Source organism: Paraburkholderia caribensis (assembly GCF_002902945.1).
Classification (GTDB): Bacteria; Pseudomonadota; Gammaproteobacteria; order Burkholderiales; family Burkholderiaceae; genus Paraburkholderia; species Paraburkholderia caribensis.
On the sequence record NZ_CP026102.1, the window covers coordinates 607,506 to 631,929 of the forward strand.

At 64.7% G+C, this 24,424-nt stretch carries 22 protein-coding genes; 14 read left to right on the top strand and 8 right to left on the bottom strand.

What is annotated here, in order from left to right:
* The first annotated feature begins 193 nt into the window (after positions 1 to 193).
* The 3 genes from C2L66_RS19155 (at position 194) to C2L66_RS19165 (ending at position 3,955) form a co-directional block, all read left to right on the top strand.
* Entirely contained in the window at positions 194 to 694 is a 501-nt protein-coding gene (locus tag C2L66_RS19155; protein ID WP_054932681.1) for a GNAT family N-acetyltransferase, read from the top strand.
* 54 nt (positions 695 to 748) lie between these two features.
* Entirely contained in the window at positions 749 to 1,384 is a 636-nt protein-coding gene (gene yfcF, locus C2L66_RS19160) for a glutathione transferase (RefSeq protein WP_060603718.1), read from the top strand.
* Between the two features lie 225 nt (positions 1,385 to 1,609).
* Positions 1,610 to 3,955 carry a bifunctional diguanylate cyclase/phosphodiesterase gene (locus C2L66_RS19165; RefSeq protein WP_060603715.1) on the top strand — a complete coding sequence of 782 codons (2,346 nt, stop codon included), beginning with the start codon at positions 1,610 to 1,612 and terminating at the stop codon, positions 3,953 to 3,955.
* 8 nt (positions 3,956 to 3,963) lie between these two features.
* Here the strand turns inward: C2L66_RS19165 and mnmH are convergent, their stop codons facing one another.
* Positions 3,964 to 5,037 carry a tRNA 2-selenouridine(34) synthase MnmH gene (gene mnmH / locus C2L66_RS19170; RefSeq protein WP_060606907.1) on the bottom strand — a complete coding sequence of 358 codons (1,074 nt, stop codon included), beginning with the start codon at positions 5,035 to 5,037 and terminating at the stop codon, positions 3,964 to 3,966.
* A 162-nt stretch (positions 5,038 to 5,199) separates the two neighbouring features.
* Between mnmH and C2L66_RS19175 the strand changes: the two genes are divergently transcribed.
* Positions 5,200 to 5,805 (top strand): CBS domain-containing protein, encoded by a 606-nt coding sequence (locus C2L66_RS19175; protein WP_060606903.1) that lies wholly within the window; start codon positions 5,200 to 5,202, stop codon positions 5,803 to 5,805.
* 19 nt (positions 5,806 to 5,824) lie between these two features.
* Here C2L66_RS19175 and cobA read toward each other — a convergent pair whose 3' ends face one another.
* Positions 5,825 to 6,586 carry a uroporphyrinogen-III C-methyltransferase gene (gene cobA / locus C2L66_RS19180; RefSeq protein ID WP_054932678.1) on the bottom strand — a complete coding sequence of 254 codons (762 nt, stop codon included), beginning with the start codon at positions 6,584 to 6,586 and terminating at the stop codon, positions 5,825 to 5,827.
* 943 nt (positions 6,587 to 7,529) lie between these two features.
* Between cobA and C2L66_RS19190 the strand changes: the two genes are divergently transcribed.
* The 7 genes from C2L66_RS19190 to C2L66_RS19220 all read left to right on the top strand — a co-directional run bounded on the left by C2L66_RS19190 (position 7,530) and on the right by C2L66_RS19220 (position 15,894).
* Positions 7,530 to 9,092, top strand: coding sequence for a methyltransferase regulatory domain-containing protein (locus C2L66_RS19190; RefSeq protein WP_060603711.1), 1,563 nt, complete (start codon positions 7,530 to 7,532; stop codon positions 9,090 to 9,092).
* A gap of 87 nt (positions 9,093 to 9,179) precedes the next feature.
* On the top strand, positions 9,180 to 10,070 hold the full coding sequence (locus C2L66_RS19195) for an SMP-30/gluconolactonase/LRE family protein (protein ID WP_054932677.1): 891 nt from the start codon (positions 9,180 to 9,182) through the stop codon (positions 10,068 to 10,070).
* Positions 10,071 to 10,229: 159 nt separating this feature from the next.
* Positions 10,230 to 11,243, top strand: coding sequence for a LacI family DNA-binding transcriptional regulator (locus C2L66_RS19200; RefSeq protein ID WP_060603708.1), 1,014 nt, complete (start codon positions 10,230 to 10,232; stop codon positions 11,241 to 11,243).
* A 150-nt stretch (positions 11,244 to 11,393) separates the two neighbouring features.
* Positions 11,394 to 13,181, top strand: a complete 1,788-nt coding sequence (locus C2L66_RS19205; protein WP_060603706.1) for an IlvD/Edd family dehydratase — start codon at positions 11,394 to 11,396, stop codon at positions 13,179 to 13,181.
* Positions 13,182 to 13,206: 25 nt separating this feature from the next.
* The gene (locus C2L66_RS19210) at positions 13,207 to 14,406 is read left to right on the top strand and encodes a fumarylacetoacetate hydrolase family protein (protein ID WP_060606900.1); all 1,200 of its coding nucleotides are present in this window, start codon (positions 13,207 to 13,209) and stop codon (positions 14,404 to 14,406) included.
* Between the two features lie 74 nt (positions 14,407 to 14,480).
* Positions 14,481 to 15,281 (top strand): hypothetical protein, encoded by an 801-nt coding sequence (locus tag C2L66_RS19215; RefSeq protein ID WP_233445009.1) that lies wholly within the window; start codon positions 14,481 to 14,483, stop codon positions 15,279 to 15,281.
* Between the two features lie 172 nt (positions 15,282 to 15,453).
* The gene (locus C2L66_RS19220; RefSeq protein WP_054932656.1) at positions 15,454 to 15,894 is read left to right on the top strand and encodes a PRC-barrel domain-containing protein; all 441 of its coding nucleotides are present in this window, start codon (positions 15,454 to 15,456) and stop codon (positions 15,892 to 15,894) included.
* Positions 15,895 to 16,017: 123 nt separating this feature from the next.
* On the opposite strand, the gene rpoD is transcribed toward C2L66_RS19220, so the two are convergent.
* Together rpoD and C2L66_RS19230 are read right to left on the bottom strand one after the other, a co-directional pair.
* On the bottom strand, positions 16,018 to 18,018 hold the full coding sequence (gene rpoD / locus C2L66_RS19225) for an RNA polymerase sigma factor RpoD (RefSeq protein ID WP_060603700.1): 2,001 nt from the start codon (positions 18,016 to 18,018) through the stop codon (positions 16,018 to 16,020).
* Positions 18,019 to 18,319: 301 nt separating this feature from the next.
* Positions 18,320 to 18,580, bottom strand: a complete 261-nt coding sequence (locus C2L66_RS19230; protein ID WP_224100733.1) for a hypothetical protein — start codon at positions 18,578 to 18,580, stop codon at positions 18,320 to 18,322.
* Positions 18,581 to 18,944: 364 nt separating this feature from the next.
* Here C2L66_RS19230 and C2L66_RS19235 point away from each other — a divergent pair, with 364 nt between their 5' ends.
* Genes C2L66_RS19235 through C2L66_RS19245 form a run of 3 tightly spaced genes read left to right on the top strand, consistent with a single transcriptional unit; the run spans position 18,945 to position 21,121 of the window.
* Complete coding sequence (locus C2L66_RS19235; RefSeq protein WP_060606897.1) at positions 18,945 to 19,571, top strand: nitroreductase family protein; 627 nt, start codon at positions 18,945 to 18,947, stop codon at positions 19,569 to 19,571.
* Positions 19,572 to 19,625: 54 nt separating this feature from the next.
* Positions 19,626 to 20,612: a zinc-binding dehydrogenase gene (locus C2L66_RS19240; protein ID WP_060606894.1), complete on the top strand. Its 987-nt coding sequence runs from the start codon at positions 19,626 to 19,628 to the stop codon at positions 20,610 to 20,612.
* 41 nt (positions 20,613 to 20,653) lie between these two features.
* On the top strand, positions 20,654 to 21,121 hold the full coding sequence (locus C2L66_RS19245) for a YybH family protein (RefSeq protein ID WP_233445011.1): 468 nt from the start codon (positions 20,654 to 20,656) through the stop codon (positions 21,119 to 21,121).
* A 9-nt stretch (positions 21,122 to 21,130) separates the two neighbouring features.
* Here the strand turns inward: C2L66_RS19245 and C2L66_RS19250 are convergent, their stop codons facing one another.
* Genes C2L66_RS19250 through C2L66_RS19265 form a run of 4 tightly spaced genes read right to left on the bottom strand, consistent with a single transcriptional unit; the run spans position 21,131 to position 24,373 of the window.
* Complete coding sequence (locus C2L66_RS19250; protein ID WP_060603691.1) at positions 21,131 to 21,436, bottom strand: hypothetical protein; 306 nt, start codon at positions 21,434 to 21,436, stop codon at positions 21,131 to 21,133.
* Positions 21,437 to 21,448: 12 nt separating this feature from the next.
* On the bottom strand, positions 21,449 to 22,228 hold the full coding sequence (gene fabI, locus C2L66_RS19255) for an enoyl-ACP reductase FabI (protein WP_054932651.1): 780 nt from the start codon (positions 22,226 to 22,228) through the stop codon (positions 21,449 to 21,451).
* Between the two features lie 2 nt (positions 22,229 to 22,230).
* Positions 22,231 to 23,412: an acetate/propionate family kinase gene (locus tag C2L66_RS19260; RefSeq protein WP_054932650.1), complete on the bottom strand. Its 1,182-nt coding sequence runs from the start codon at positions 23,410 to 23,412 to the stop codon at positions 22,231 to 22,233.
* Between the two features lie 19 nt (positions 23,413 to 23,431).
* The gene (locus tag C2L66_RS19265) at positions 23,432 to 24,373 is read right to left on the bottom strand and encodes a phosphate acetyltransferase (protein WP_054932673.1); all 942 of its coding nucleotides are present in this window, start codon (positions 24,371 to 24,373) and stop codon (positions 23,432 to 23,434) included.
* Positions 24,374 to 24,424: the final 51 nt, after the last annotated feature.

Consider the following 24,424-nt stretch of genomic DNA (forward strand, 5'->3'; position numbering starts at 1 on the left):
TGCGCGTACGCATTCGGGCGAGCAACGGGCGATAAAGCCGGTTGCTTACGAGAAATTGCGCACGCGTCAGGATATGGAAGACATGGCGCGCCGAGCGGGAGCGGAGCGCGCACAAACGTTCAAGACTGTGCGCCGCCGCGCGCGATACGCTGGGTTCCATACGGTAGATCCGGGTATTCAGCGTGAGGGCGACATGACCACTTCCACCACCGTAACCAGACCTCGGGTGCTTCCCGAGATTCGCGAAGCGACGTTCCCCAGCGATACTGCGCCGCTCGTCGCGATCGTTCGCGAATACGTGAGATGGCTCGCTATGGACCTGTCGTATCGCGGCTTCGAACAAGAGATGCAATCGTTCGAACAAACGTATACGTTGCCTTCGGGTATGTTCCTGATCGCGGAAGTTCCGGCGGAGATAGCGGGCTGCGTCGGACTGCTGCGTCATTCGGATGAGGTCGCCGAAGTGAAGCGGCTTTACGTGCGGCCAGCATACCGTGGCTCCGCGCTCGGCGAGAAACTCATGCATGCATTGATCGACAAGGCGAAGTCGCTCGGCTTTGCAAAGCTCGTGCTAGATTCCGTACCTCAAACGGCTTTCGCGCAAATACTCTACGAGCGTTTGGGTTTTGCAGAGACCTCTCCGTACTACGCGAATCCCGTTCCCGGTACGCGCTTTCTCGAACTCGTGCTCTGAAGCGCAAGAGGGCGCGCGCCGCGAACGTTCATCGAACACACGTGCAAGGAATCCATGTCGTCGGCCAACTCACTGCTTCTCTATGTTGACGCGCAATTCGCGAGTCCGTATGCGATGTCGGTTTTCGTCGCGCTTCACGAAAAGCGTCTGACATTCGACATGCGAACCGTCGATCTGGGCCGTCATGCGAACAACGAGCCGGAGTACGCCGCGACCTCCGTCACGCAGCGCGTGCCGACGCTGGTTCACGGCGCGTTTGCGGTGTCCGAGTCGTCGGCGATCACTGAGTACGTCGACGACACTTTCGAAGGCACGCCGTTTTACCCGGTGGATCGAAAACTGCGCGCGCGGGCGCGCCAGATTCAAGCGTGGTTGCGCAGCGACCTGATGCCGATTCGCAGCGAGCGCCCGACGGAAGTCGTGTTCTACGGCGCGCGAGGCGGGGCGCTCTCCGCCGTCGCGCGCAAGGCGGCCGACAAGCTCTTCGCGGCTTGCAATGCATGGCTCTCGCCAGGCGCACAGTCTCTGTTCGATGAATGGTGTATCGCCGATCTCGACCTCGCCTTGATGCTCAACCGCCTCGTGCTGAACGGCGACGACGTGCCGGAACATCTCGCCGATTACGCGCGGCATCAATGGCAAAGGCCGTCGGTGCAACGCTGGGTCCAGTTGCAGCGGCCGCCTCTTTGACGCACGGGCCGCGATTCATTTCCCACATAAAGGGAATAGGCGGTTGCGTTCGCAACATGAATTGCATCGAATGCAAGCTGCCCGCGACCGCAAACGTCAAATGTCAGGCAAAGCGGGCCGGCTGGCATTGACTGCCCGACTGTGCGAATCGATGTGAAGTATTAACCTCAGGCGTTTGCTGCCGTTATACATCGGCAGAGTGACCGAAACTGGCCTGAGTTGACAATGCTTTTCTCCCCGACGGAACAGACGTCCGACGCCGGATTTAGAAGCCGGTTTCACCGACGTTCGCTGGAACATCAGCGACCCCTTTCGACCGTGACGATGGCGTTTACCGTCGTCGCGTTCATCGCCTTCGCTTGCGCGCGCAGTCTCGTCTCCGGACCGGCCGTGCCGCTCGTGTGGCGGCTCGCGTGCGCGATCGTGCTTGCGCTGCTGGTCGCCGCGATTCCCCGGACCCGGCGCACGTCGGTATTCGGCGGCATCGGCGTGGCGTACACGCTCGTCCTGCTGGCGGGGCTCGAGTTGAATGTGGTCGGGCTCGAAGAGCCGCTGTTGTGGGCGCTGCCTGCGATCGTGGTGATCTCCGTCTGCGCCGCGCCGCTGTGGCTCACGCCTGCGCACTTCTGCATCGGCACCGCGCTGTTCTACGCGGCGGGCACGCCGCTGTTGCTGAACCTGCCGGACCCGCACGGCAACACCAGCGTCGTGTGCTGGATGTGGATACTGATCGCGGTGCCGACCTCGGCCGTGTTTCACTTTGGTTTCTACTGGTTCCGGCGCAATCACTTTTTGCTGGAAGACCGGCTCGCCCGCCTCGCCGCCACCGATCCGCTGACAGGCCTGCAAAACCGCCGCGCGTTTCTGGAGCAGGCGGCGATGCGTCTGTCGAAGCTGGATAGCGGCGCGAAGGTCAGCGCGATCTTTCTCGACATCGACTACTTCAAGTCGCTCAATGACCAGTTCGGCCATGCGGTCGGCGATCAGGCGCTGTCGGACGTGGCGCGCGTGCTGAAGGAACTGACGGCGGCGGCCGATATCGTGAGCCGTATCGGCGGCGAAGAGTTTGCGCTGTTGCACGACGCGGCGTTGCGTCCCGCCGCGCATCTGGCCGAAACGCTGCGCGCGGCGATCGGGCGCGTCGCGCGTCCCGATGGCCAGTTGAGCGCAAGCTTCGGCGTGGCGGAATACCGGCCGGGCGAAAGCGTGATGGCGCTGCTCGACCGCGCGGACGAGGCGCTGCTGCGCGCGAAGTATTCGGGACGCAACCGCGTGTGCGCGGAACGCGCGACGCTCGTCGACCCGGTGCGCCTGACGTGGACGCACGTCCACGCCGACGGCGATACGGCGTCGCAGCCGATTCGCCAGCAATGGGACGACTTCTGGCTGACCTCGCATTTCCAGCCGCTCTATAGCCTGTCGCATCAGAAGCAGGTCGGCTTCGAGGCCTTGTTGCGCGGCGAGCGCGAGGACGGCGCGCAGGTGCCGCCCGTCGAGCTGTTTTCCCCGAAGCCCTTCACGGATCAGGGCGAGCTGGACCGCACCAGCCACGCGCTGCATCTGAGCAATGCGCGCCGCCTGATACCGGACGACGCGTGGGTCTTCCTGAACATCCTGCCCGCGACCTTCGTCGCCGACGGCTATCCCGATCAACTCGCACAGATCGCGCGCTCGGCGGGCATTCCGTCCGAGCGCGTGGTGCTCGAACTGCTGGAGTCGCATGGCGGCAGCGTCGACGATATGTCGCGCGCGGCGGGTCAATATCGCGATCACGGCTTCCTGATCGCCGTCGACGATTTCGGCGCAGGCCATTCGAACCTCGACCGGCTGCTGCGTATCCGGCCCGACCTCGTGAAGCTGGACGGCGAACTGATCCGCGCCAAAAGCCCGGGTGCGGATCAGCCGATCCTGCCGAAGCTCGTCTCGCTGCTGCATCAGGCGGGCATGCTGGTCGTGGTCGAAGGCGTGGAGACCACTGAGCAGCTGATACTCGCCGTCGAATCGAATGTCGATTTCGCGCAAGGCTATTTGCTCGGCCGCCCTGCGCCGTCCGTTACGCCGCCCGATGCGGTGCACCGGCGCATCGATCACGCGTTCGACGTGATCGCCGAAGGGCGCGCGCATCAGCATGCGTTGTTCGAATCGGAAGTGCGGCCGTACCGGCAGGCGCTCGACGCGGGCGTCGATGCGTGGCTCAAGGGCGTGCCGCTCAACGACGCGTTCTATGATCTCGCGCAATTGGAGCTGTGCATCAGCTGCTTCGTGCTCGACGATACGGGCCGGCAAATCGGGCATGAGGTGCCGGGCAGGGCGTCCGGCATCGACGGCGGGTCATTGCATCCCGTCGCGAATCCGCGCGATGCGCGCTGGGACCACCGGCCGTATTTCCGCAATGCCGTGCTGCGGCCGGGCGTACCCATCACGAGCAGCCCGTATCTGTCGCTGGCGAGCGGCAGGCCGTGCATTGCCGTGACTGTCGCGTTGCAGTCCGCCGTGGGGCGCTGCGTGGTCGGCGCGGAGCTGGACTGGTCGCTGCAGCGTCTGCCGTGGCCGACGGCTGAGCATTGGTGATGGACGGGTTAGGGCAGAGCTATCTCGTTGCTGGCTGAATGCAGCTGGGCGAGCAGTGCGCAGGCCTGTTCATGGAGATCGGCGCCCGTGGGCCGCAGCGCGAAACGCGTCGATTCGGGCAGCCGCGCAAAATGCTTGCCCGTGCTGCGCGCATACGCGGGGTCGTAGTGCAGATCGATCAGCTGCTCGAATAGCTCGACACGGCGGTCTTCGTCGATCAGCTTGTGCCATTCGCCGATTCGCGCACGCCCATGCAATTCGACGAGCCGCGCGAGTTGCGACTTGAAGAGCGCACGGTCGTCGAACAGATGCGCGTAGTCCTCGAGCAGCAGGCGGATACGCTCGTCGCGCTCCGTGACCACGGCGACACACGAGCCGCGACGAATCTGTTCCGTCAATGAAGCGGGCAACGCGATGGACCCGATACGGCGGCTTTCCGCTTCGACGAACACGGGCCGTTTCGGATCGAAACGGCGCAACGCGCCGACGAGCGCGGTATCGAATGCTTTCTGCGTGGGTTGCGGCTCGTTGGGCAGCGTGCCGAGAATCGAGCCGCGATGCGCGGCGAGCGCTTCGAGGTCGAGGGTCTGCGCATCGGCCCTGGCGAGCGCATTCAGCAGACGTGTCTTGCCGCTGCCCGTGTGGCCCGCGAGCACGATATAGCTGAATTGCCGTGGCAGCGTATCGAGCAGTTCAACCACCTTGCGCCGGTAGGTCTTGTAGCCGCCGTCCAGTTGCCGCGCGCGCCAGCCGATCAGATTCAACCACGTCGCCATCGACCCGGAACGCTTGCCGCCGCGCCAGCAATAGATCAGCGGACGCCAGTTGCGCGGGCGGTCCGCGAAGGTCGTTTCCAGATGCGCGGCGATGTTGCGCGACACCATCGCCGCGCCTCGCCGGGTCGCCTCGAACGGCGACACCTGCGCGTACATCGTGCCGATGATGACGCGCTCCTCGTTCGACAGTACGGGCGCGTTGATGGCGCCGGGAATGTGGTCCTCGGCGAATTCGAGTGGCGTGCGGACGTCGACGATTTCATCGAATTCCGCGATCTGGTCGAGCGTGACGAGAAGCGATTTCAAGGGCTGAAGCAAGAGGCCGCCGCGGCGCGGCGTACGGAACGATTATCGCATGCCGGGCTGTCTTTCCCGTTCCCGCCCGCGACGGGCCGTCGCAAGCGAATACCTCACGTTATGACGTAAAGTCACGGAAAGCGATGTAAGCTGATGGTGTGGAGGCGCAACATGTCGATTTCGTCGGTATTGCACTGGTGTTTCGGAACCCAGCGGCACCATAGGGGACTCGACCACGGCAACGGTGAATCGGGCGACGGCGAACACCGGGCGTTGGCGCGGCAGGACCAACGGCGGGAACTGCTGGACGAACTGCGCCGGCAGGCGTATCTGCACGATCTGCTGCGGCTCACGTGCGCGGATGTGATGCGCAAGCCGCCCGTCACGGTGACCGTCAATGAAAGCATCGGCGGCGCGCTGGCGGCGCTGGACGCGCACCATATCAAGCTGCTGCCCGTGGTCGGTGCCGAAGGGCGCCTCAAAGGCGTCGTCACGCACGTCGATCTGCAACCGCTGGACGAAGTCCTGCCTTTTCTCAAGCTCGCTTCCGACACCATCGCACCCGAGAGCGAAAGGCGCGAATGGCCCGTCACGACCGTGATGTCGAGCCATGCACAGTACGTCGACGCAACGGCGCCGCTAACGGAAGTCATCCCGCTCTTCACGAAGAACGGCCATCATCATCTGCCCGTCGTGGATGAGGACGGGCGCGTCGTCGGCATGCTGACTCAGGCCGATATCGTCAAGCTCATGCTCGGCCATCCGGACAGCGTGTAAGCCCGCCGTTTATCCGGCCTCACGCGCTCAGGCGGCGCAGCGGTTCGCCGCGCGCGGCCAGTTGCCCGATCGCTTCGCCGATCGCGCCGCCCACCAGGATCACGGCCGGGCTGGCAATCTGTTGCGCCGCCGCACGCGCCGCGATGTCGCGCAGCGGCGCGCAGACCCGCTTCTCGCGCGACGTGCCGGCCCACTGCACGACGGCAGCGGGCGTCTCGGGCGCGAGCGTCTCGCCCAGGGCTTCGCTGATGCTGTCGATGCGGCTCGCGCCCATGTAGATTGCGAGCGTCATGCCAGTCGCCGCGAGCGTGGCCCAGTCGGGCTCGGTGCCGTCGCGCAGATGCGCGGTCACGAAGATCACGCCCTGGCAATGATCGCGATGCGTGAGCGACACGCCTAGCGCGGCGGCCGCCGCGAAACCCGACGAGATGCCGTTGACGATCTCGACGTCGATCCCCGCGTGCCGCAGGTCCGCGATCTCTTCGCCGGCGCGCCCGAACAAGAGCGCGTCGCCGCCCTTGATGCGCACGACGTGCTTGCCTTGCAGTGCGTAGCGGCGCATCAGGCGCTGAATGAACGCTTGCGGCGTCGACTTGCAGCCGCCGCGTTTGCCGACCTTGACGACGCGGGCATGCGGCGCTTTCAACGCGGCGATCTCGTCGTTCACGAGGTCGTCGATCAGCAGCACGTCGGCGGCTGCGATCGCTTTGGCCGCCCTGAAGGTCAGCAGATCGAGGTCGCCGGGTCCTGCGCTGACGAGTGTGACTTTGCCCGTGTTCATTCTGTTCTCCATCGTTTGATCGTCGATCATTGGCCGCCAATGCAAAACGGCGTCCCGTCCGTGCATGCACGAAGGGGACGCCGCTGTCCTGACTGATCCTGCCTGTTTTCCATGGCGGGCGCGCAACGCTGCGTGCCCACACTCGATTCGTTGCCGGCGCCTTTGCCGGCGAACACGTTATTGCAAGAACAAGGCCAGTGGTTTCGATGGGCGCGTATAGCATGCGCGCGAGGCGCGGCTGGCTTCGCTGGACGCTTTCTATGCGGAAAAGCACGGCGTGCGTGCAGGTCCGTGGGCCTCGCGCTCGCCGCACTCGCGCAGTGCTGCGGCGCACCACGAACGTGCCTGAAGGCATCATGTTGATACGCGCGGCGTGACCCGCCGGAACGTCTCGACGTCCGCAACCCTCCACCCGGCGTGGACTCGGGCGCATCGCCGCACATATGGCATAGCGCTTGCATCACCGAACCGCCGCGGCATCAACGATGAGCCGCTCTATGGCAAACCTTCGTAACATCGGATTGGACAACGGCGTCCCTTCGGTCTGGTCTCGCACCGGACTGTCGGGACGCCGTTTGCGTTTACTCACGACGGACGACGCACGACAAGCATTTGGAGACCACATGAAACAGCGCATCTCGACGTTGATCGATTTCTTTGTGCGAGACAAGGCGTCGACGAGTCCGCCCGCACACGGCGACGATGGCCCGCGTGACGGCGCGAGCATGCGACCCGAGCGCTTGAGAGACCGGCGTGCAACGCGCGCGCACAGGCGCCGCGGCGAGAGCTACAGGCCGGCACGCGCGGTACGCTGCGCCGGTTGAACCGGCATGACGCCGGCTTGCATCCCGACGTCCTTGAACGTGACGGATTGTGACAATTCGTCTGTACGCCGCGCCTACACTGGGTTTTGGTCCACACACGCCGAAACTCAGCTTCCGCCATGACAGACGCCATTCAGCAGATCCAGAAGAACTACGACGATTGTCCGTATTACTCGTTTCCCTATCACCACAGCGCGCCTGAACATCTGGCGGCAGTCGCCTACGCGTTCGGCCTTTCCGCGCCCGACGTGCGCACGGCGCGCGTGCTTGAACTGGGATGCGCGGCGGGCGGCAATCTCATTCCGTTCGCGGTGCGCAATCCTCAGGCACGCGCGGTCGGAATCGATCTTTCCAGCACGCAGGTTCAAGACGGCTGCAGACGTATCGAGCGTTTGCAACTGGGCAACGTCGAACTGCTCCAGAAGGATCTGATGTCGGTGACAAAGACGTTCGGCCAGTTCGACTACATCCTGTGTCATGGCGTCTACAGTTGGGTGCCGGAGGCGGTGCAGCAGGCGATCCTGAACATCTGCCGCGAGAACCTGTCGGCTGACGGCGTCGCCTACATTGGCTACAAAACCTATCCGGGCTGGAAAGCGCACGAGATCGTGCGCGATGCGATGCTGCTGCGCGCGCATGCGCAGGACGATGCCCATACGCGTCTCGCGCATGGGCGCGGCATGCTCGATTTTCTGCACAAGCACGCGCTGCGCAACAGCGTGCTCGCGCGCGCGGTCGAACAGGACCAGGAAACGGTTCAGACCTACGATGCCGCCTACGTGATCCACGACTTCCTGTCGCCGAACAACGCGCCTTGCTATTTCAAGGACTTTGCGGCGCGCGCGGAGTCGCACGGCCTCGCCTATCTGGCCGACGCCGAGCCGCCGCTGATGTTCGCGACCAACTACGGCGACGAGATTGCGCGGTTGCTGTTCAGCGAATGCGGACACAGCCAGGTGTTGCTCGAACAGTATCTGGACTTCGTCAGCGACCGCTCGTTTCGACGCTCGCTGCTCGTTCACAAGGAACGCGCCGGCGATATCAGCTATCAGATGCAGCACACACGGCTGCGCGAATTGCATGTGGCCGCGCAACTGGAATGCGCCGATGGCGAAGTGCGTATCGACGATTCGCCGCAGCGATTCGGCGCGTCCAATGGCAGCGTAGTCGTGTTCGACACGCCCGTCGCCAAGCTGGCCGCCGATGCGCTCGCGCGGGCATGGCCTTTCACGCTGGGTTTCGAGGAACTGCACCGCATGGCGCAGACGAGCTTGCCTGTCAGCGCCGAGGCGGGCAACGACACGGAAGGACAACTCGTCGCGTTCTTCAACGCGATCGTGGTTCAGGGCATCGGGCGTTATCGGGTGGCGCCGTACGTGCGTCAAGCGGAGAATCCATGCGTCGAACAGTCCGCCCGCGACTATCCCGCCGACCTGCCGCAAGGCCAGGCCGTGCACACCTTCAACGGATGGCACGAGCCCGTCCAGCTCGATCCCGTGGCGCATTACCTGTTGCCGCATATCGACGGCAGCCGGACGCGCGAGGCGCTGCTTGCGTTGCTCAAGCAGGCAGTCACGCAAGGCACGCTCGCGATTCCCCGCAAGGCATCCGCGGTCGATGCGCTCGACGACCAAGCGCTCGCAGCGGAACTGGACCGTGTGCTGGCGCTGCTGTGCGCGTGAATGTCTGCTACTGTTGACTGGTTCGCCGGCGCGCCCTACCAGGCGCGCGGCCCGTTGCGCCCGTTGCTCACACAGAGGATCGTCATCATGCAGACACTGGAATGTGTGTTGCCCGCCGCCGCCGCGCTTGGAGAATGTCCGCGCTGGGACGAGCGCCGCGCGAAGCTGTGGTGGGTCGATATCAACGCGCCCGCGCTGAATAGCTTCGATCCGAAGACAGGCGAGAACAGCGCGATTCCGATGCCCGAGAACATCGGTTGCTTTTCGTTGACCGAGGACGATGGCTTCATCGCGGGCATGCGCACGGGCATCTTTCTGCTCGATGCGAAAGGGCAGGTCGTGCGCAAGCTGTGCGCGAACGCCGAGAACCCCGCAACGAGCCGTTTCAACGACGGCCGTTGCGACGCGCGCGGACGTTTCTGGCTCGGCACGCTCGACGAGCCGAAGGCGGGCGATGCGGCCGCGCTGTATCGCTACGCGAACGGCGCGTTGACGAAGATGGACGCGGGCCTGCTGACGTCGAACGGCATGGCGTTCAGCCCCGATTACCGCTGGTGCTACCACTCGGATACGCCGCGCTTCACGATCTACCGTCATCCGTACGACATCGACAGCGGCGAGGTCGGGCCGCGCGAAGACTGGGTGAAGTTCCAGCCGACGCCGACGGATCGCGGGCGTCCCGACGGCGCGTCGGTGGATAGCGAAGGCTACTACTGGTCGGCGTTGTACGAGGGCGGGCGCGTCGTGCGCATTTCGCCCGAAGGCAAGGTCGTCGAAGAACATCCGCTGCCCGCGCGCTGCCCGACGATGTGCGCGTTCGGCGGCGACGACCTGCGCACGCTTTACGTGACGACGGCCCGGCAGGGCCGTCCTGCCGAAGAGATCGAGCAGTACCCGCAATCGGGCGGCGTGTTCGCGATGCGCGTATCGGTGCCGGGTCTGATCGAAAAGCGCAGCGCGCTACGCGTGACGCAGTAAGCGCGGCGTCGCATCCGTCGCGAAAGGTTGGGTCGTGCGCGCTGCCGTTATCATATGCGCCTGTCCACGAACGCGATCGACCCCTTCAGCATGTCCAGCACTCCACGCACCACCAGGCGCGTATCCCCAACACGCAGCACGCTCGCGGGACCGCCGCGCATGTCCGACGTCGCGGCGCTGGCAGGCGTATCGAAGATGACCGTGTCGCGCGTGCTGGCTGGCCGCGGCGTCGCACCCGCGACACGCGAGCGCGTGCAGCGTGCGATCGACGAACTCGGCTACGTCGCGGACGCTGCGGCGGGCGCGCTGTCCTCCGGGCGCTCGGCGTTCGCCGCCGTGCTGGTGCCGTCGCTTGCCAGTTCCAATTTTTCCGACACCGTGCGCGGACTCACGGCCGCACTCGAACCTTACGGCTTGCAACTGCTGATCGGCGACACCGACTACGACCTCGAACGCGAAGAACGGCTGGTGCGTTCGATGCTGCGTCATCAGCCGCGCTGCATCGCGTTGACGGGCGCGCAGCACACGCCCGCGACGCGCGAGCTGCTGGTGCGCTCGGGCGTGCCCGTCGTCGAGATGTGGGATTTGCCCGCGACGCCGATCGACGCGGCCGTAGGCTTCTCCAACGCCAGAGCGGCACGCGAGATGGTGCGTTATCTCGCCGGGCGCGGCTATCGGCGCATCGGCTTTCTGGGTGGCGCGAGCGAGCTCGACAGACGCGGCATGGAGCGTCTGAGGGGCTATCTGCAGGAAGTGAAGGCGCAGGGCATGGGCGAGCCGCGCGTGGTGCGGCTGGGCGAGTCGCCCATCACGATGAGCCACGGCGCGCCCGCGCTCGAAGCGTTGCTGCAGCAATGGCCCGACACGGATGCCGTGATGTGCGTGAGCGACATGTCCGCGTTCGGCGCGATCATGCAGTGTCACCGGCGCGGCCTGTCGGTGCCCGGCGACATCGCGATTGCGGGCTTCGGCAATTTCGAAATGTCGGCGTGCTGCACGCCCACCATCACGACCGTGTCCGTCGACGCCTACGGCATCGGCACGCGCACGGGCGAAACGCTGCTGGCCGCGCTGGCCGAAAGCGACAGTGCCGCGCGGCATGCATCGGCTCGCCCGGCGACCCGCAAAAGCGTGAAAATCGACTACACGGTGATCGCGCGCGAAAGCGCCTGACACGACTCGTCGCGGCCTTTCGTGCCGCGCGAGTGCCGTGCTACCATGATCGGATGTTACCGATAACGTGCCGTACCCGATACGCCTTTGAAGCGGGGTGGAAGCACCCGCACGAAGCAACGGCGGCACAAGCAAACATGGAGACACGAGATGACGGAGAACACGCAAGCGCGCCGTCTGCGCAGCCAGGAATGGTTCGACGATCCTTCGCACGCGGACATGACGGCGCTGTATGTCGAGCGCTTCATGAACTACGGCCTCACGCGCGAGGAGTTGCAGTCGGGCCGGCCGATCATCGGCATTGCGCAGTCGGGCAGCGATCTCGCGCCCTGTAATCGTCACCACATCGAGCTGGCCGCGCGCACGAAGGCGGGCATTCGCGACGCGGGCGGCATTCCGATGGAATTTCCGGTGCATCCGCTTGCCGAGCAGAGCCGCCGGCCAACGGCCGCGCTCGACCGCAATCTCGCGTATCTCGGCCTCGTCGAAATCCTGCATGGCTTTCCGCTCGACGGCGTGGTGCTGACCACGGGCTGCGACAAGACCACGCCCGCGTGCCTGATGGCGGCCGCGACGGTCGACATGCCCGCTATCGTGCTGTCGGGCGGCCCGATGCTCGACGGCTGGCATCAAGGCAAGCGCGTCGGCTCCGGCACGGTGATCTGGCATGCGCGCAATCTGCTCGCGGCGGGCTCGATCGACTATGAAGGCTTCATGGAACTGACGACGGCCTCGTCGCCTTCCATCGGACACTGCAACACGATGGGCACGGCGCTGTCGATGAACAGCCTTGCGGAAGCGCTCGGCATGTCGCTGCCCGGCTGCGCGAGCATTCCCGCTGCGTACCGCGAGCGCGGCCAGATGGCGTATGCGACGGGCAAGCGTATCGTCGAGATGGTCCGCGACGATCTGAAGCCTTCGCGCATCATGACGAAAGAGGCCTTCGAGAACGCGATCGTCGTGGCGTCCGCGCTGGGTGCGTCGAGCAATTGTCCGCCGCATCTGATCGCGATCGCGCGGCATATGGGCATCGAACTGAGTCTCGCGGATTGGCAGCGTGTCGGCGAGCAGGTGCCGTTGCTGGTCAATTGCATGCCCGCTGGCGACTATCTCGGCGAGAGTTTTCATCGCGCGGGCGGCGTGCCTGCCGTCATGCACGAGCTGACCGCAGCGGGCCTCATACACGAATCGTGCATGACGGTGTCGGGCCGCAGCATTGGCGATATCGCGGCGCGTTCGGCGACAGGCGATCGCGACGTGATTCGCACGACAGCCGAGCCGCTCAAGCATGGTGCGGGTTTCATCGTGCTGTCGGGCAACTTCTTCGACAGCGCGATCATGAAGATGTCGGTGGTCGGCGAAGCGTTCCGGCAAACCTATCTGAGCGAGCCGGGCCAGGAGAATACATTCGAAACGCGCGCGATCGTGTTCGAGGGTCCCGAGGACTATCACGCGCGCATCAACGATGCGTCGCTGGAAATCGACGAGCACTGCATGCTCGTCATTCGCGGCGCGGGCACGGTCGGTTATCCGGGCAGCGCGGAAGTGGTCAACATGGCGCCGCCCGCGGAACTCGTGCGCCAGGGCATCACGTCCTTGCCTTGCATGGGCGACGGACGGCAGAGCGGCACGTCGGCGAGCCCCTCCATTCTCAACATGTCGCCGGAAGCGGCTGTCGGCGGGGGCCTCGCGCTGTTACGCACGAACGACCGCATTCGCGTCGATCTCAACGCGCGCAGCGTGCAACTGCTCGTCGATGAAGACGAACTGGCGCGCCGGCGCGCCAGCATGAAGTTCGACATTCCGCCAGCGCAAACGCCGTGGCAGGAGTTGTATCGTCAGACGGTCGGGCAGCTTTCGACAGGTGGCTGCCTCGAACCCGCGACGCTCTATCTGAAAGTGATCGCCGAGCGCGGGAATCCGCGCCATTCGCATTGACAAACCATGATTGGAGACGCGCTTCATGACAGCATCGAACGAAACGAACTATCTTCCCGACGACCTCGACCGCGCATTGCTGGTTGGCCGCGTGTGGCGCAAGACGGACGGGCATGAAGGGCCGAGCGTCGTAGCCGTGCGCAACGGCGACGTGTTCGACATTACACCGAGCGCGCCGACCACGGCTGATCTCTTCGAACGCGACGACGCCGGCGAGATCGCACGCCATGCGCCGGGCGAACGGCTCGGCAGCGCGGCCGAACTGATCGCCGCGAGCCTCGCGAACGACGCGTCGGCGAGCGTGCAACTGCTCGCGCCCTGCGACGTGCAGCCCATCAAGGCATGCGGCGTCACGTTCGCGGTGAGCCTGATCGAGCGCGTGATCGAAGAGCAGGCGGGCGGCGATCCCGCGAAGGCCGACGAAGTGCGGCAGACGATTGCAACCGTGATCGGCACGGACCTCTCGAAGATCAAGCCCGGCTCGGAAGCGGCGGCGCGTCTGAAGGCGGAACTCGAGCGGCGCGGCGCGTGGTCGCAATACATGGAAGTCGGCATCGGCCCGGACGCGGAAGTGTTTTCGAAGTCGCAACCGATGTCGTCCGTAGGGTTCGGCGCGGACGTCGGCCTGCTCGCGGCATCGACATGGAACAACCCCGAGCCGGAGATCGTACTGGCCGTCAACAGCAAGGCTGTGATCGTCGGCGCGACGCTCGGCAACGATGTGAACCTGCGCGATATCGAAGGGCGCTCGGCATTGCTGCTCGGCAAGTGCAAGGACAACAACGGCTCGTGTTCGATCGGACCGTTCATACGGCTCTTCGACGGCGACTTCACGCTGGATACCGTACGGCGCACGAGCGTGTCGCTGCGCGTCGAAGGCGCCGACGACGGCTTTCTGCTCGAAGGCGTGAGCCATATGTCGGAGATCAGCCGCGATCCCGCCGATCTCGTCGCGCAGACCTGCGGCAAGCATCATCAGTATCCCGATGGCTTCATGCTGTTCCTCGGCACGATGTTTTCGCCGATCAAGGACCGCGACGCGGAAGGCGGCGGCTTCACGCATCACCTCGGCGATATCGTGACGATTTCGACGCCGCAACTCGGCGCGCTGCGCAACACGGTGCAACTGTGCACGGAGATTACGCCGTGGACCTTCGGCGTGCGCGCGCTGTACGCGAATCTCGCGGCGCGCGGGCTGCTCGGTTCGGGCGTGCAATACCCTTAGAATGCATGTTGAAATGGATTGCGTTCAACGCAGCGAGGCGCACCGATAGCGCCGTTTTCAACGGAGAGGATGTTGTGCAATTTCTGAATCGCACGGTTGCCTCGAGCAATCGCGTGCTGCCAATGCTGTGTGTCGCGCTGGCGTTGTGCGCCGGTGCGGCCAACGCCACGCCGGCCGCGCCCAAGGGTAACGAGGCTCATGAGGCAAGCGCCGCGGCAACGCCCGACCGCTTCACCGCCGACGACCCCGTCAAGGTGCGCGACATGCTCGCGAGCCAGATGCCCCCGGCCGCGTCGGACTCGCTGACCACTCGCATCCGCAAGTTCGCACGCGAGCCCTACGACCGCATCGTGCGCGGTCATGCGGCGGGGGCCGAAAATGGGCAGCGCACTTTCCTGTTCATGATTCCGGCGCCGCACGGCATTCTGTATCGCTCGAATACGCATGTGCTGAGTGTGAACGTGCCGCTTGCCAGCGACGAGGACCCCGACGCAATCCAGCTCTACCAGAGCGTCGCCGGCCCGAGCGGGCGCGGTCTCGTGATCGCGCCCGATGCGAAGGCCAAGGGTTTTATCCAGAAGATCGATTCGATCGAACTGGCGACGCAAGGCAAGCCGAAGACGACGGCGCGCGGGCGTCTGACCGTCCCGCAAGCAGTCTTCGAGCAGGCCGACAACAGCTTTGCGATCGTACTTGTCTGCACGCTCGAACCGCCGTATCTGACTGAAACGCGGGAGCACAGCGATCCCACCGACGAAGAGCCCACCGATATCACGCGCCGCACATCGACGCTGCACGCGAACGTTCAGGCTGTCTGGCTGGTGAACCAGAAAGACGGCACAGTGATTGGCAAAGGGCTGCGGCTCGCGAAGTAGCGGCGCAACCGGACCCGATGCGCGTCCAGCTGCATGTCGGAAACGCCGCACGCATTTCCGGAAAAGGCCTGCGTACCCTTCTGCGACTTTTTCTTTCTGATGCGGTAAGGTACTACGTTTCCTGTTACAGCAGCGGCAGTCCTTCGCAACATTTCACATCGGAGAATAAGCTATGAAGGCAAAGTGGGCAGCAGTTCTGATCGCGGCATCGACGTTCGGCGTGATGGCAGGCCAGGCAAGCGCGCAAGTGGCGGGCTCGCAGACCATTGGCGTGAGCGTCGAGCAGGAATCGATCATCGTCAACGGCTGGAGCGCGAAGAAGGGCCTGCTTGGCAAGCCGATCTACAACGAGCAGGGCCAGAAGGTCGGTGTGCTGCACGACATCATCATCGCGCCGGACAATGCGGCTTCGTTCGCGATCGTCGCCGCGCATCAGTTCCTCGGCGTATCGCAGCATGACGTCGCCGTGCCGTTCTCGCAAATCGACTTCACGGGCGGCAAGCTCGTGTGGGCAGGCGCGACCAAAGACGCTGTGAAGGCCATTCCGGCGTTCCAGTACGCGAAGGTCCGCGCAACGCCGATCGCTCGCAAGGAATACAGCGAGCATCACTAAGCGCGTCATGCGGTTCGCTTCGAACTGGAGCGAACCGTGAGCATAAAAAAACGCGGCAGCCCTTGGGCTGCCGCGTTTCGTTTGTGGCGCTGCCGCGCCCATATTGGGCGGCGGCGATGCCGATCAGCTGCGTTCGAGGAACGGGCGCAGCTTGTCCGCACGGCTCGGGTGATTGAGCTTGCGGATCGCCTTGCCCTCGATCTGGCGGATACGTTCGCGCGTCACGTCGAACTGGCGGCCCACTTCTTCGAGCGTCAGTTCCGACGCCGTGTCGATGCCGTAGCGCATGCGCAGCACCTTCGCTTCACGCGGCGTGAGCGCGTCGAGCGCCTCGTCGATCGCGCGGCGCATGTTCGCGTGCACGGCGGCGTCGGCGGGCGACGTCGCGGACGTGTCTTCGATCATGTCGCCGAGTGTCGTGTCGGCGTCTTCGCCCACGGGCGAATCCAGCGAAGCCGGATTCTTCGCGATCTTCAGGATGCTGCGGATCTTCGCTTCGGGCATGTCCATGCGCTCGGCGAGTACCGACGGATGCGGCTCTTGTCCCGTCTGCTGGACGATCTCGCGCTGGATGCGGTTCAGCTTGTTGATCGATTCGATCATGTGAACGGGCACGCGAATGGTGCGCGCCTGGTCGGCGATCGCGCGCGTGATGGCCTGACGGACCCACCACGTCGCATACGTCGAGAACTTCCAGCCGCGACGGTATTCGAACTTGTCCACTGCCTTCATCAGGCCGATGTTGCCTTCCTGGATCAGGTCGAGGAAGTGCATGCCGCGATTCACATACTTCTTCGCGATCGAAATGACCAGACGCAGGTTCGCTTCGATCATCTCGCGCTTGGCCTGGCGCATCTTGCCTTCGGCCGAGCCAAGCTGCTTGTTGATCTGCTTGAGCTGCTGCAGCGGCAGCGCGATCGACGCTTCGATGTCGACCAGCTTCTGCTGTTCCGACTGGATGGCAGGCAGGTGACGCTCGAGCGCCGGACCGTACGACTTCGACTTCGCGGCGACGCGCATCGTCCAGTCGAGATCGGTTTCGTTGCCCGGGAACGACTCGACGAACGCTTCGCGCGGCATGTCGCAGCGGTCCACGGCGATCTGCAGGATGTTGCGTTCGATCGCGCGAACCTGCGCGACCTGCGCCTGCACTTCCGCGCACAGGCGGTCGATGGTCTTCGCCGTGAAGCGGATCGGCGTCAGTTCCTGCTGGATCGACTCGCGCAGGTTGGCGATGGCCGTTGCGCGGCGCTTGTCCGTGACGGGCATGTCGGGCACGCTGGCGAAGAGGTCGCGCACGCGCTGGAAGATCGCGAGGCTGTCCGCCGTCAGTTGTTCGAGGCGCGCGGCGTTGGCTTTTTCGCCGCCGTCGTCCGACAGGTCGCCGTCTTCGTCGTCCGAATCTTCGTCCGAGGCGCTCGCTTCCAGTTCTTCTTCCGCGGCGGCGTCGGCTGCTTCGTCGTCGAGTTCCGCGGCCTCGCTCGTGTCGCTGATGCCGTCGACCAGTTCGTCGATGCGGATTTCACCCGCGACGACGCGGTCCACGTCCGCGAGAATCGTCGAGATGATGGACGGGCACATCGCGATGGCTTGCACCATGTCCTGCAGGCCGCCTTCGATGCGCTTGGCGATTTCGATTTCACCGGCGCGCGTGAGCAGCTCGCTCGCACCCATTTCACGCATATACATGCGGACCGGGTCGGTGGTGCGGCCGAATTCGGAGTCGACCGTGGACAGCGCGACTTCCGCTTCCTCATCGGCCTGATCGTCCGATGCGGCAGCCGAGGGGCCGTCGTTCAGAAGCAGCGTTTCCGCGTCGGGTGCGGTTTCGTACACGGAGACGCCCATCTCGCCGAACGTGCTGACGATGGTTTCCATCGCGGCCGTTTCGGTGAAATTGTCGGGCAAGTGGTCGTTGATGTCGGCGTGCGTCAAATAGCCGCGCTCGCGTCCCAGCGCGATCAGTGCGCGCATCTGGCGTTGACGCTCTTCAACGAGAGATTCCAGCAAGGCCGCATCTTGCGGCGCGGCGGCGGGCTGCGCCTTCGCCTTTGCTGCGCGCTTGGGCGCCTTCGTTGCAGTGATGGTTTCGAACTGGGAGTTGTCCCGGTCAAGCTTTGCCAATACGTTCTCCTCGGCAGGCTGTTTCGCATCCCCGCGCGCGCACACGCGGCAGGCGGGCTGACCTGTCGGATCGTGAGGTGTGGGCGGGGTGTTGCACGAATCGATTGACGCGGAACGGTGTGCTCGAAGCCACTGGCGAACGCTGGCATGCCAGCAGGTTCACCCGGCTTCCGCGCAGTGCCTTCCAGTTAGGACGCAATTCGACGCGTGCTGAAAAGTGAATCTGCGAGTATAGCAGAAAAGGTGGTGCAATGCACCAGGTTTATACAGTTGCCGATGCCCGGTTCTGGTGCATGCGGCCTCACTGCCGATTGCGCGACAGGTCGGACGCGACAATGCCCGCGAGCGCCGCCACCAGCAGGCACCCGACCGTCAGCAGCGTCTCGGCGAGGGCCACGGACACATGCTCGGGCCCGATTACCGCGAACGCGCCGACGATCAGCCCGACGGCCGACAGCGCGAACATCGTCCATGGCGTGCTGCCGTGTTTCGCGGCATCCCGCGCGACGCAGGTCGCGTCCTGCGCGCGTTCGGGCTCGGAAGCGGTAGACGGAGTGCTCACGGCGGAAGCTTCAGACGACGTAGAGATAGAACCTATCTTATGCGACGCATCGTTCATTTCGACAACGTGTTTCTTTCGAACCGGTAACGGGGCAAGACGGGCGTATGCCGTAGGCGGCAGCCGCGCTGCGAGATCCATCATGTTATGACACGACGGCAACGGCGTCAGCGGGCAATGCGCGCGATGTGCAGAAGTACAACGTCAAGGTAACGAGCCAATCCCCCATGTCGCCGCTGCCCAGGGCGCCCCCGCACCGTTTGCCCCTTCCATATTTGAGAGGCGGCGTATCAGTTTTGCGGGTTCCCGTTTTCATGCCGATGCGCCAAAGTTGCGCCACATCGTCCTGATCAACCAAGAGAGCAAGATGTCGACCGTCAAGAACCCGATTGAAAACCACATCGAATCCCGCGTCTCCGCCAACCATTTCGATGCCGCGCGCCTTCTGGCCGACCACGAAATCGAAGAACTGATTCGCCTTGCGACAAAGGCACCTTCGGCATTCAACCTTCAGAACTGGAAGTTTGTCGCGGTTCGCACCGCCGACGCGAAGGCTCGTCTGTTGCCGCACGCGTATGGGCAACAGAAGGTCGTCGACGCGGCGGTCACGTTCATCGTCTGCGGCACGCTCGAGCCGCACCGGACCCTGCCGGTTGCGCTTCAGCCGTCTGTGAGCGCCGGGCTGATCGATGAAGCGACCCGGGAGGGCTGGATCGGTGCCGCGCGCTCGATGTATCAGGACAACCCGGCGCGCCAGCGCGACGAGGCGATCCGCTCGGCGTCGCTTGCCGCGATGACGTTGATGCTCGCGGCGCAGGGGAGGGGACTCGCGTCCGGCCCGATGATCGGCTTCGATCCGGTCGGCGTCGCACGCGAATTTGGACTCGCGTCGACCGACGTGCCCGCGATGCTCGTCACCGTCGGCCATCCCGCGCCGGGGAACTGGCCGCAAAAGCCACGCAGGCCCGTTGCCGACGTATTGCTGTTCGCCTGATCCGGCGCGCCCAGAGGAAAGCGGAACAACTAAGCAATTAATCAGGACTCCATGATGAAAGCCTATGTGATCGAACGGGCTGGCGGCCCGGAAGTGCTCGAACTGCGCGACATGCCGTCTTTCGCACCGAAGCTCGACGAAGTGCGCATTCGCGTGCGCGCCTTCGGTATCAACCGCGCTGAAGCGTATCTGCGCGCCGGCAAGCTCGGGCCGATCGACGCGCCGCGCGTGCCCGGCATCGAAGCTGTCGGCGAAATACTCGAAGATCCGTCCGGCGCGTTTCGCGTCGGCGAGCGGGTTGCAACCGTGATGGGCGGGCTGCAGTTCACGCGGGCGGGGAGCTATGCGGAGGAAGTCACCGTGCTCGCGCGCAATGTTGTGTCGCTTCAGGGCTCGGCGTTGCCGTGGCAAGAACTGGCCGCGTTGCCGCAGGCGTATCTGACCGCGTGGGGCGCACTGCGCAAAAGCCTGAAGATCGAAGCGGGGCAAACGCTGCTGGTGCGGGGCGCCACATCGTCGGTCGGTCTGGCTGCCGTTACGTATGCGAAGGCCTCCGGGGTTCGGGTGCTCGCTTCGACCCGCTCCAGGGAACACGTCGAGCGGCTTTATCTCGCGGGCGCGGACGCGGTCATCGTCGACGACGGGGCGATCGCAGAACAGGTTCTCGACACGCAGCGGGGCGGCCTCGACGCCGCGCTCGAAATCGTCGGCGCCGCGACGCTTCGCGACACCATGAAAACGGTGCGCCCGTTCGGCGCGATCACGGTGGTCGGCATGCTCGGCGGCCCGCCCGTGCTCGAACAGTTCAATCTCGTCGCCGATGTGCCGCCCGCCGCGCGACTGAGTTTCTTTCCGAGCCAGTTGTTCGGCACGGAGGCTTTGCCGCTCACCAACACGCCGCTGAAGTCGCTCGCACTCGACGTGGAAAACAGGCGAATCCCGTCCCACCTGGCCCATGCATTTGGATTCGACGAACTGCAGGACGCGCATCGTCTGATCGAGAGTAATCGCGCGCTCGGCAAGATCGTGGTGCGGCTATGAACGCGTCACGCGAGAGGGCTGTCGCCGTGCGATTGAGCAGATTGCTGGTTCCAGTGCTGTTTGCGGCTGGCGTCGCGCTGCAGGACGCCGCGTCCGCGGCGCCCTCGGGCGACACGGAACGCGCGATCGCGCGACAACTGCATCGCTACGAGCAGGCGCTGAACGCGTCGGACGCAGACGCGATCATGAGTCTCTACGACGACGCGCCCGTCGTGATGGTGCCGAACGCGCCGACGATCGTCGGGCGTGAGGCATTGCGCAACTCGATCACGCACGCCTTGAGCGCGATGAAGCTGAACGTCCGTTTTTCGATCGATGAGATCAAGCCGATGTCGCCCGACTGGGCATTCGCGCGCACGCATTCGACGGGCAGGGTCGACACGCTGACGGGTAAGCACGCGACGCAGCCGGAAGCCAACCAGGAGTTGTTCATTCTGCATCGCGGGCCGGACGGCGTCTGGCGTATCGCGCGTTATGGTTTTTCGTCGACCAATCTGCCCGCGGCCTAAATCTGCCGTCTAGACGCGCCCGGGCACGGCCGTCCTCGTCTGGCGGCGCGCCTCGGCGGCTTCGCTGACGTCCCAGAACGACAGCACCTGCACCGACAGCCGGAAGCGATGCCAGTACATGCCATGCAGGCGGCGCCGTACATTGTTCAGCGTCGTCCAGCTGGCGCCCTTGACGGCGACGAGTGCGGCAGGGTGCTCGTCGGCTGCTCCGACCAGTTCGATATCGCGGCAGTCCGCGTGCGAATAGCGGAACACGAGCGCTTTCACTTCATCGAGCGAGGCCGATTGCGGCAGACCGCTGATCAACAGTTTCATGCCTTGTCCCGTTCAGCCGATGATGCTCACGCCGCCGTCGACGAACACCGTATTGCCTGTCATGCGACGGGCGTAGGGTGTCGCGAGGAACGCGCAGGTGTAGCCGACGTCCATGATGTCGACGAGCTCGCCGATGGGCGCGCGCTCGGCTGCTTCGTTGAGCAGCAGATCGAAGTCCTTGAGTCCCGACGCGGCGCGCGTCTTCAGCGGCCCCGGCGAAATGGGATGCACGCGGATGCGCTTCGGCCCGAGTTCGTGCGCGAGATAGCGGCATGATGCTTCGAGCGCGGCCTTCACGGGCCCCATCAGATCGTAGTTCGGCACGACGCGCGTCGCGCCCAGATAGCTCATGGCGAACAGCGATCCGCCTTCGTCCATCAGCGGCGCGGCGAGCCGCGCCATGCGGATGAACGAGTGACACGAAATGTCCATCGCCACCGAAAAGCCTTCCGCCGAACTGTTCAGCAGGCCGCCCTGCAGATCGGCCTTCGGCGCGAATGCGATCGAATGCACGGCGACGTCGAGCCGTCCCCACGTCGCGCGGATTGCATCGAACACCGCTTCGAGTTCGCCGGGCTTCGACACGTCGAGCGGCAGCAGCAGCGACGCGCCGAGCTCCTGCGCGAGCGGCTCGACATAAGCCTTCGCCTTTTCGTTCAGATAAGTGATCGCGAGTTCGGCGCCAAGCTCGCGGAACGCGCGCGCGCAGCCGTACGCTATGGAATGCTCGTTCGCGATGCCGACCACCAGCACCTTGTGTTGCGCCATCACCTGGCTCGTTGGCGTGTCCATGCTTAACCCTCCAGCCGGCCGAGCGCGTGCCGGGCGATCATCAGTTCTTCGTTGGTCGGAATCACCCAGACGTCGACGGCGCTGTCCGGACTGCTGATGCGCGGACCATGGCGCTGGTTCGCCGCTTCATCGAGAGAGACGCCGAGCCATGCCGCCAGCTCGCCGACGCGCTTGCGCACCGGGTCCGCGCGTTCGCCGATGCCCGCCGTGAACACGATCGCGTCGAGTCCGCCGAGCGCGGCGGCGAGCGAGCCGAGCTCGCGCGAAATGCGATAGCAGAACAGCTCGACGGCTTCGGCGGCTTTCGGGTCGTCGCTGGCGAGCAGCGTGCGCATGTCGCTGGAAATGCCGGACACGCCGAGCAGACCAGAGCGCTTGTACAGCAGCGATTCGATCGCTCGTGCATCCATCTTTGCTTCTTCGAGCATCCACAACACGACGCCTGGATCGAGACTGCCCGAGCGCGTGCCCATCACGAGTCCTTCGACGGCCGTAAAGCCCATGGTGCTCGCGACGCTTTTGCACTGGTCGAAGGCCGTCATGCTCGCGCCGTTGCCGAGATGCAGCACGACGGTTTTGCCTTTCGCGGCACGCTCGTCGAATTGCGGCAGCACGCTCGCAATGTATTCGTACGACAGCCCGTGGAAACCATAGCGCCGCACGCCGCGCTCCGTAATATCAGGCGGCAGCGCGAAGCGCGTTGCGACGGCGGGCTGGGTGTGATGAAACGCCGTATCGAAGCACGCGATCTGCGGCACCTGCGCATTGCGCGCCATGACGGAACGGATGACGGCGAGATTGTGCGGCTGGTGCAGCGGCGCGAGCGGCACGAGCGCCTCGAGATCCTGCATCACCTGCGCATCGACGCGCACGGGCTTTGAATACCTGTCGCCGCCGTGCACGACGCGATGGCCGACCGCGAGGAGTGTGGCGCGTCCTTCGCCATGGCTGCGCAGCCAGTCGAGCAGAAACGCAGTCGCATTGTCGTGCCCGAGCTGCTCGCCTTCGGGCCAGCGTTTGTCTTCGATGACGTCGCCGTTTTGCCGCTTCGCGGTGAAGCGCGGGTTCGTGTAGATCTCTTCGATCTTGCCGCCCGCAATGGGTTCGAGCTGCGCGCCTTGCGCTTCGAACGCGTGAAACTTGATGCTCGACGAACCCGCGTTGATGACGAGGATGACGTCCATGTCACTCCCTCAAGACGTGTCAAACGATGGCGGAAGAAGGTTGCTCGCGCCGCGCGAGCGCGACCAGCGACGCAACGGCGCAGGAAGCCAGCCGCGTGATGACGGAATCCGCGCGGCTCGTGAGGATGATGGGCACTTTCGCGCCGAGCACGATGCCGGCGGCATCGGCGCCCGCGAGAAACGTCAGGCTTTTCGCGAGCATGTTGCCCGCTTCGAGATCGGGCACGACGAGCACGTTCGCATGGCCCGCTACGGGCGACTCGATGCCCTTGATCTTCGCGGCTTCTTCGTTGATTGCGTTGTCGAGCGCAAGCGGGCCGTCGAGTATGCCGCCCTTGATCTGGCCGCGGTCGGCCATCTTGCATAGCGCGGCGGCTTCGAGCGTCGATGGGACCTTGGAATTGACGGTTTCCATTGCCGACAGGATCGCGACGCGCGCAACGGGAAAGCGCAGTGCATGCGCGAGGTCGATTGCGTTCTGCACGATGTCGCGCTTCTCGTCGAGCGTCGGCGTGATGTTGACCGCGGCGTCGGTGATGATGAGAGGCTCGGCGCGGCCCGGCACGTCCATGATGAAGCAATGGCTCACGCGCCGCTCGGTGCGCAGGCCCGTGCCGCGCGCGACCACGGCGCCCATTAGTTCGTCCGTGTGCAGCGAGCCTTTCATCAATGCCTGCGCGCGGCCTTCGTGCACCAGTTGCACGGCGCATTCGGCGGCCGCGTGGCTATGCGGCGCGTCGACGATAGGCAGATCGCCGAGATCGAGGTTGCATTCTTTCGCGGCCGCTTCGATCTTCGCGCGCGGGCCGACCAGTATCGGCGCGATCAGCTTCAGCCGCGCGGCTTCGACAACGGCCGCCAGCGAATCGTGATCGCAAGGATGCGCGACGGCCGTTGGTGTTGGCGGAAGCGTGGCGGCAAAGGCGATCAGACGCTCGTATTTCTCGCGCTTGTGTTCCATCTTCATTGCCCTCGTAGAGGATGTGGCGGGAGTGCGGGCGTGCGCGGCGGA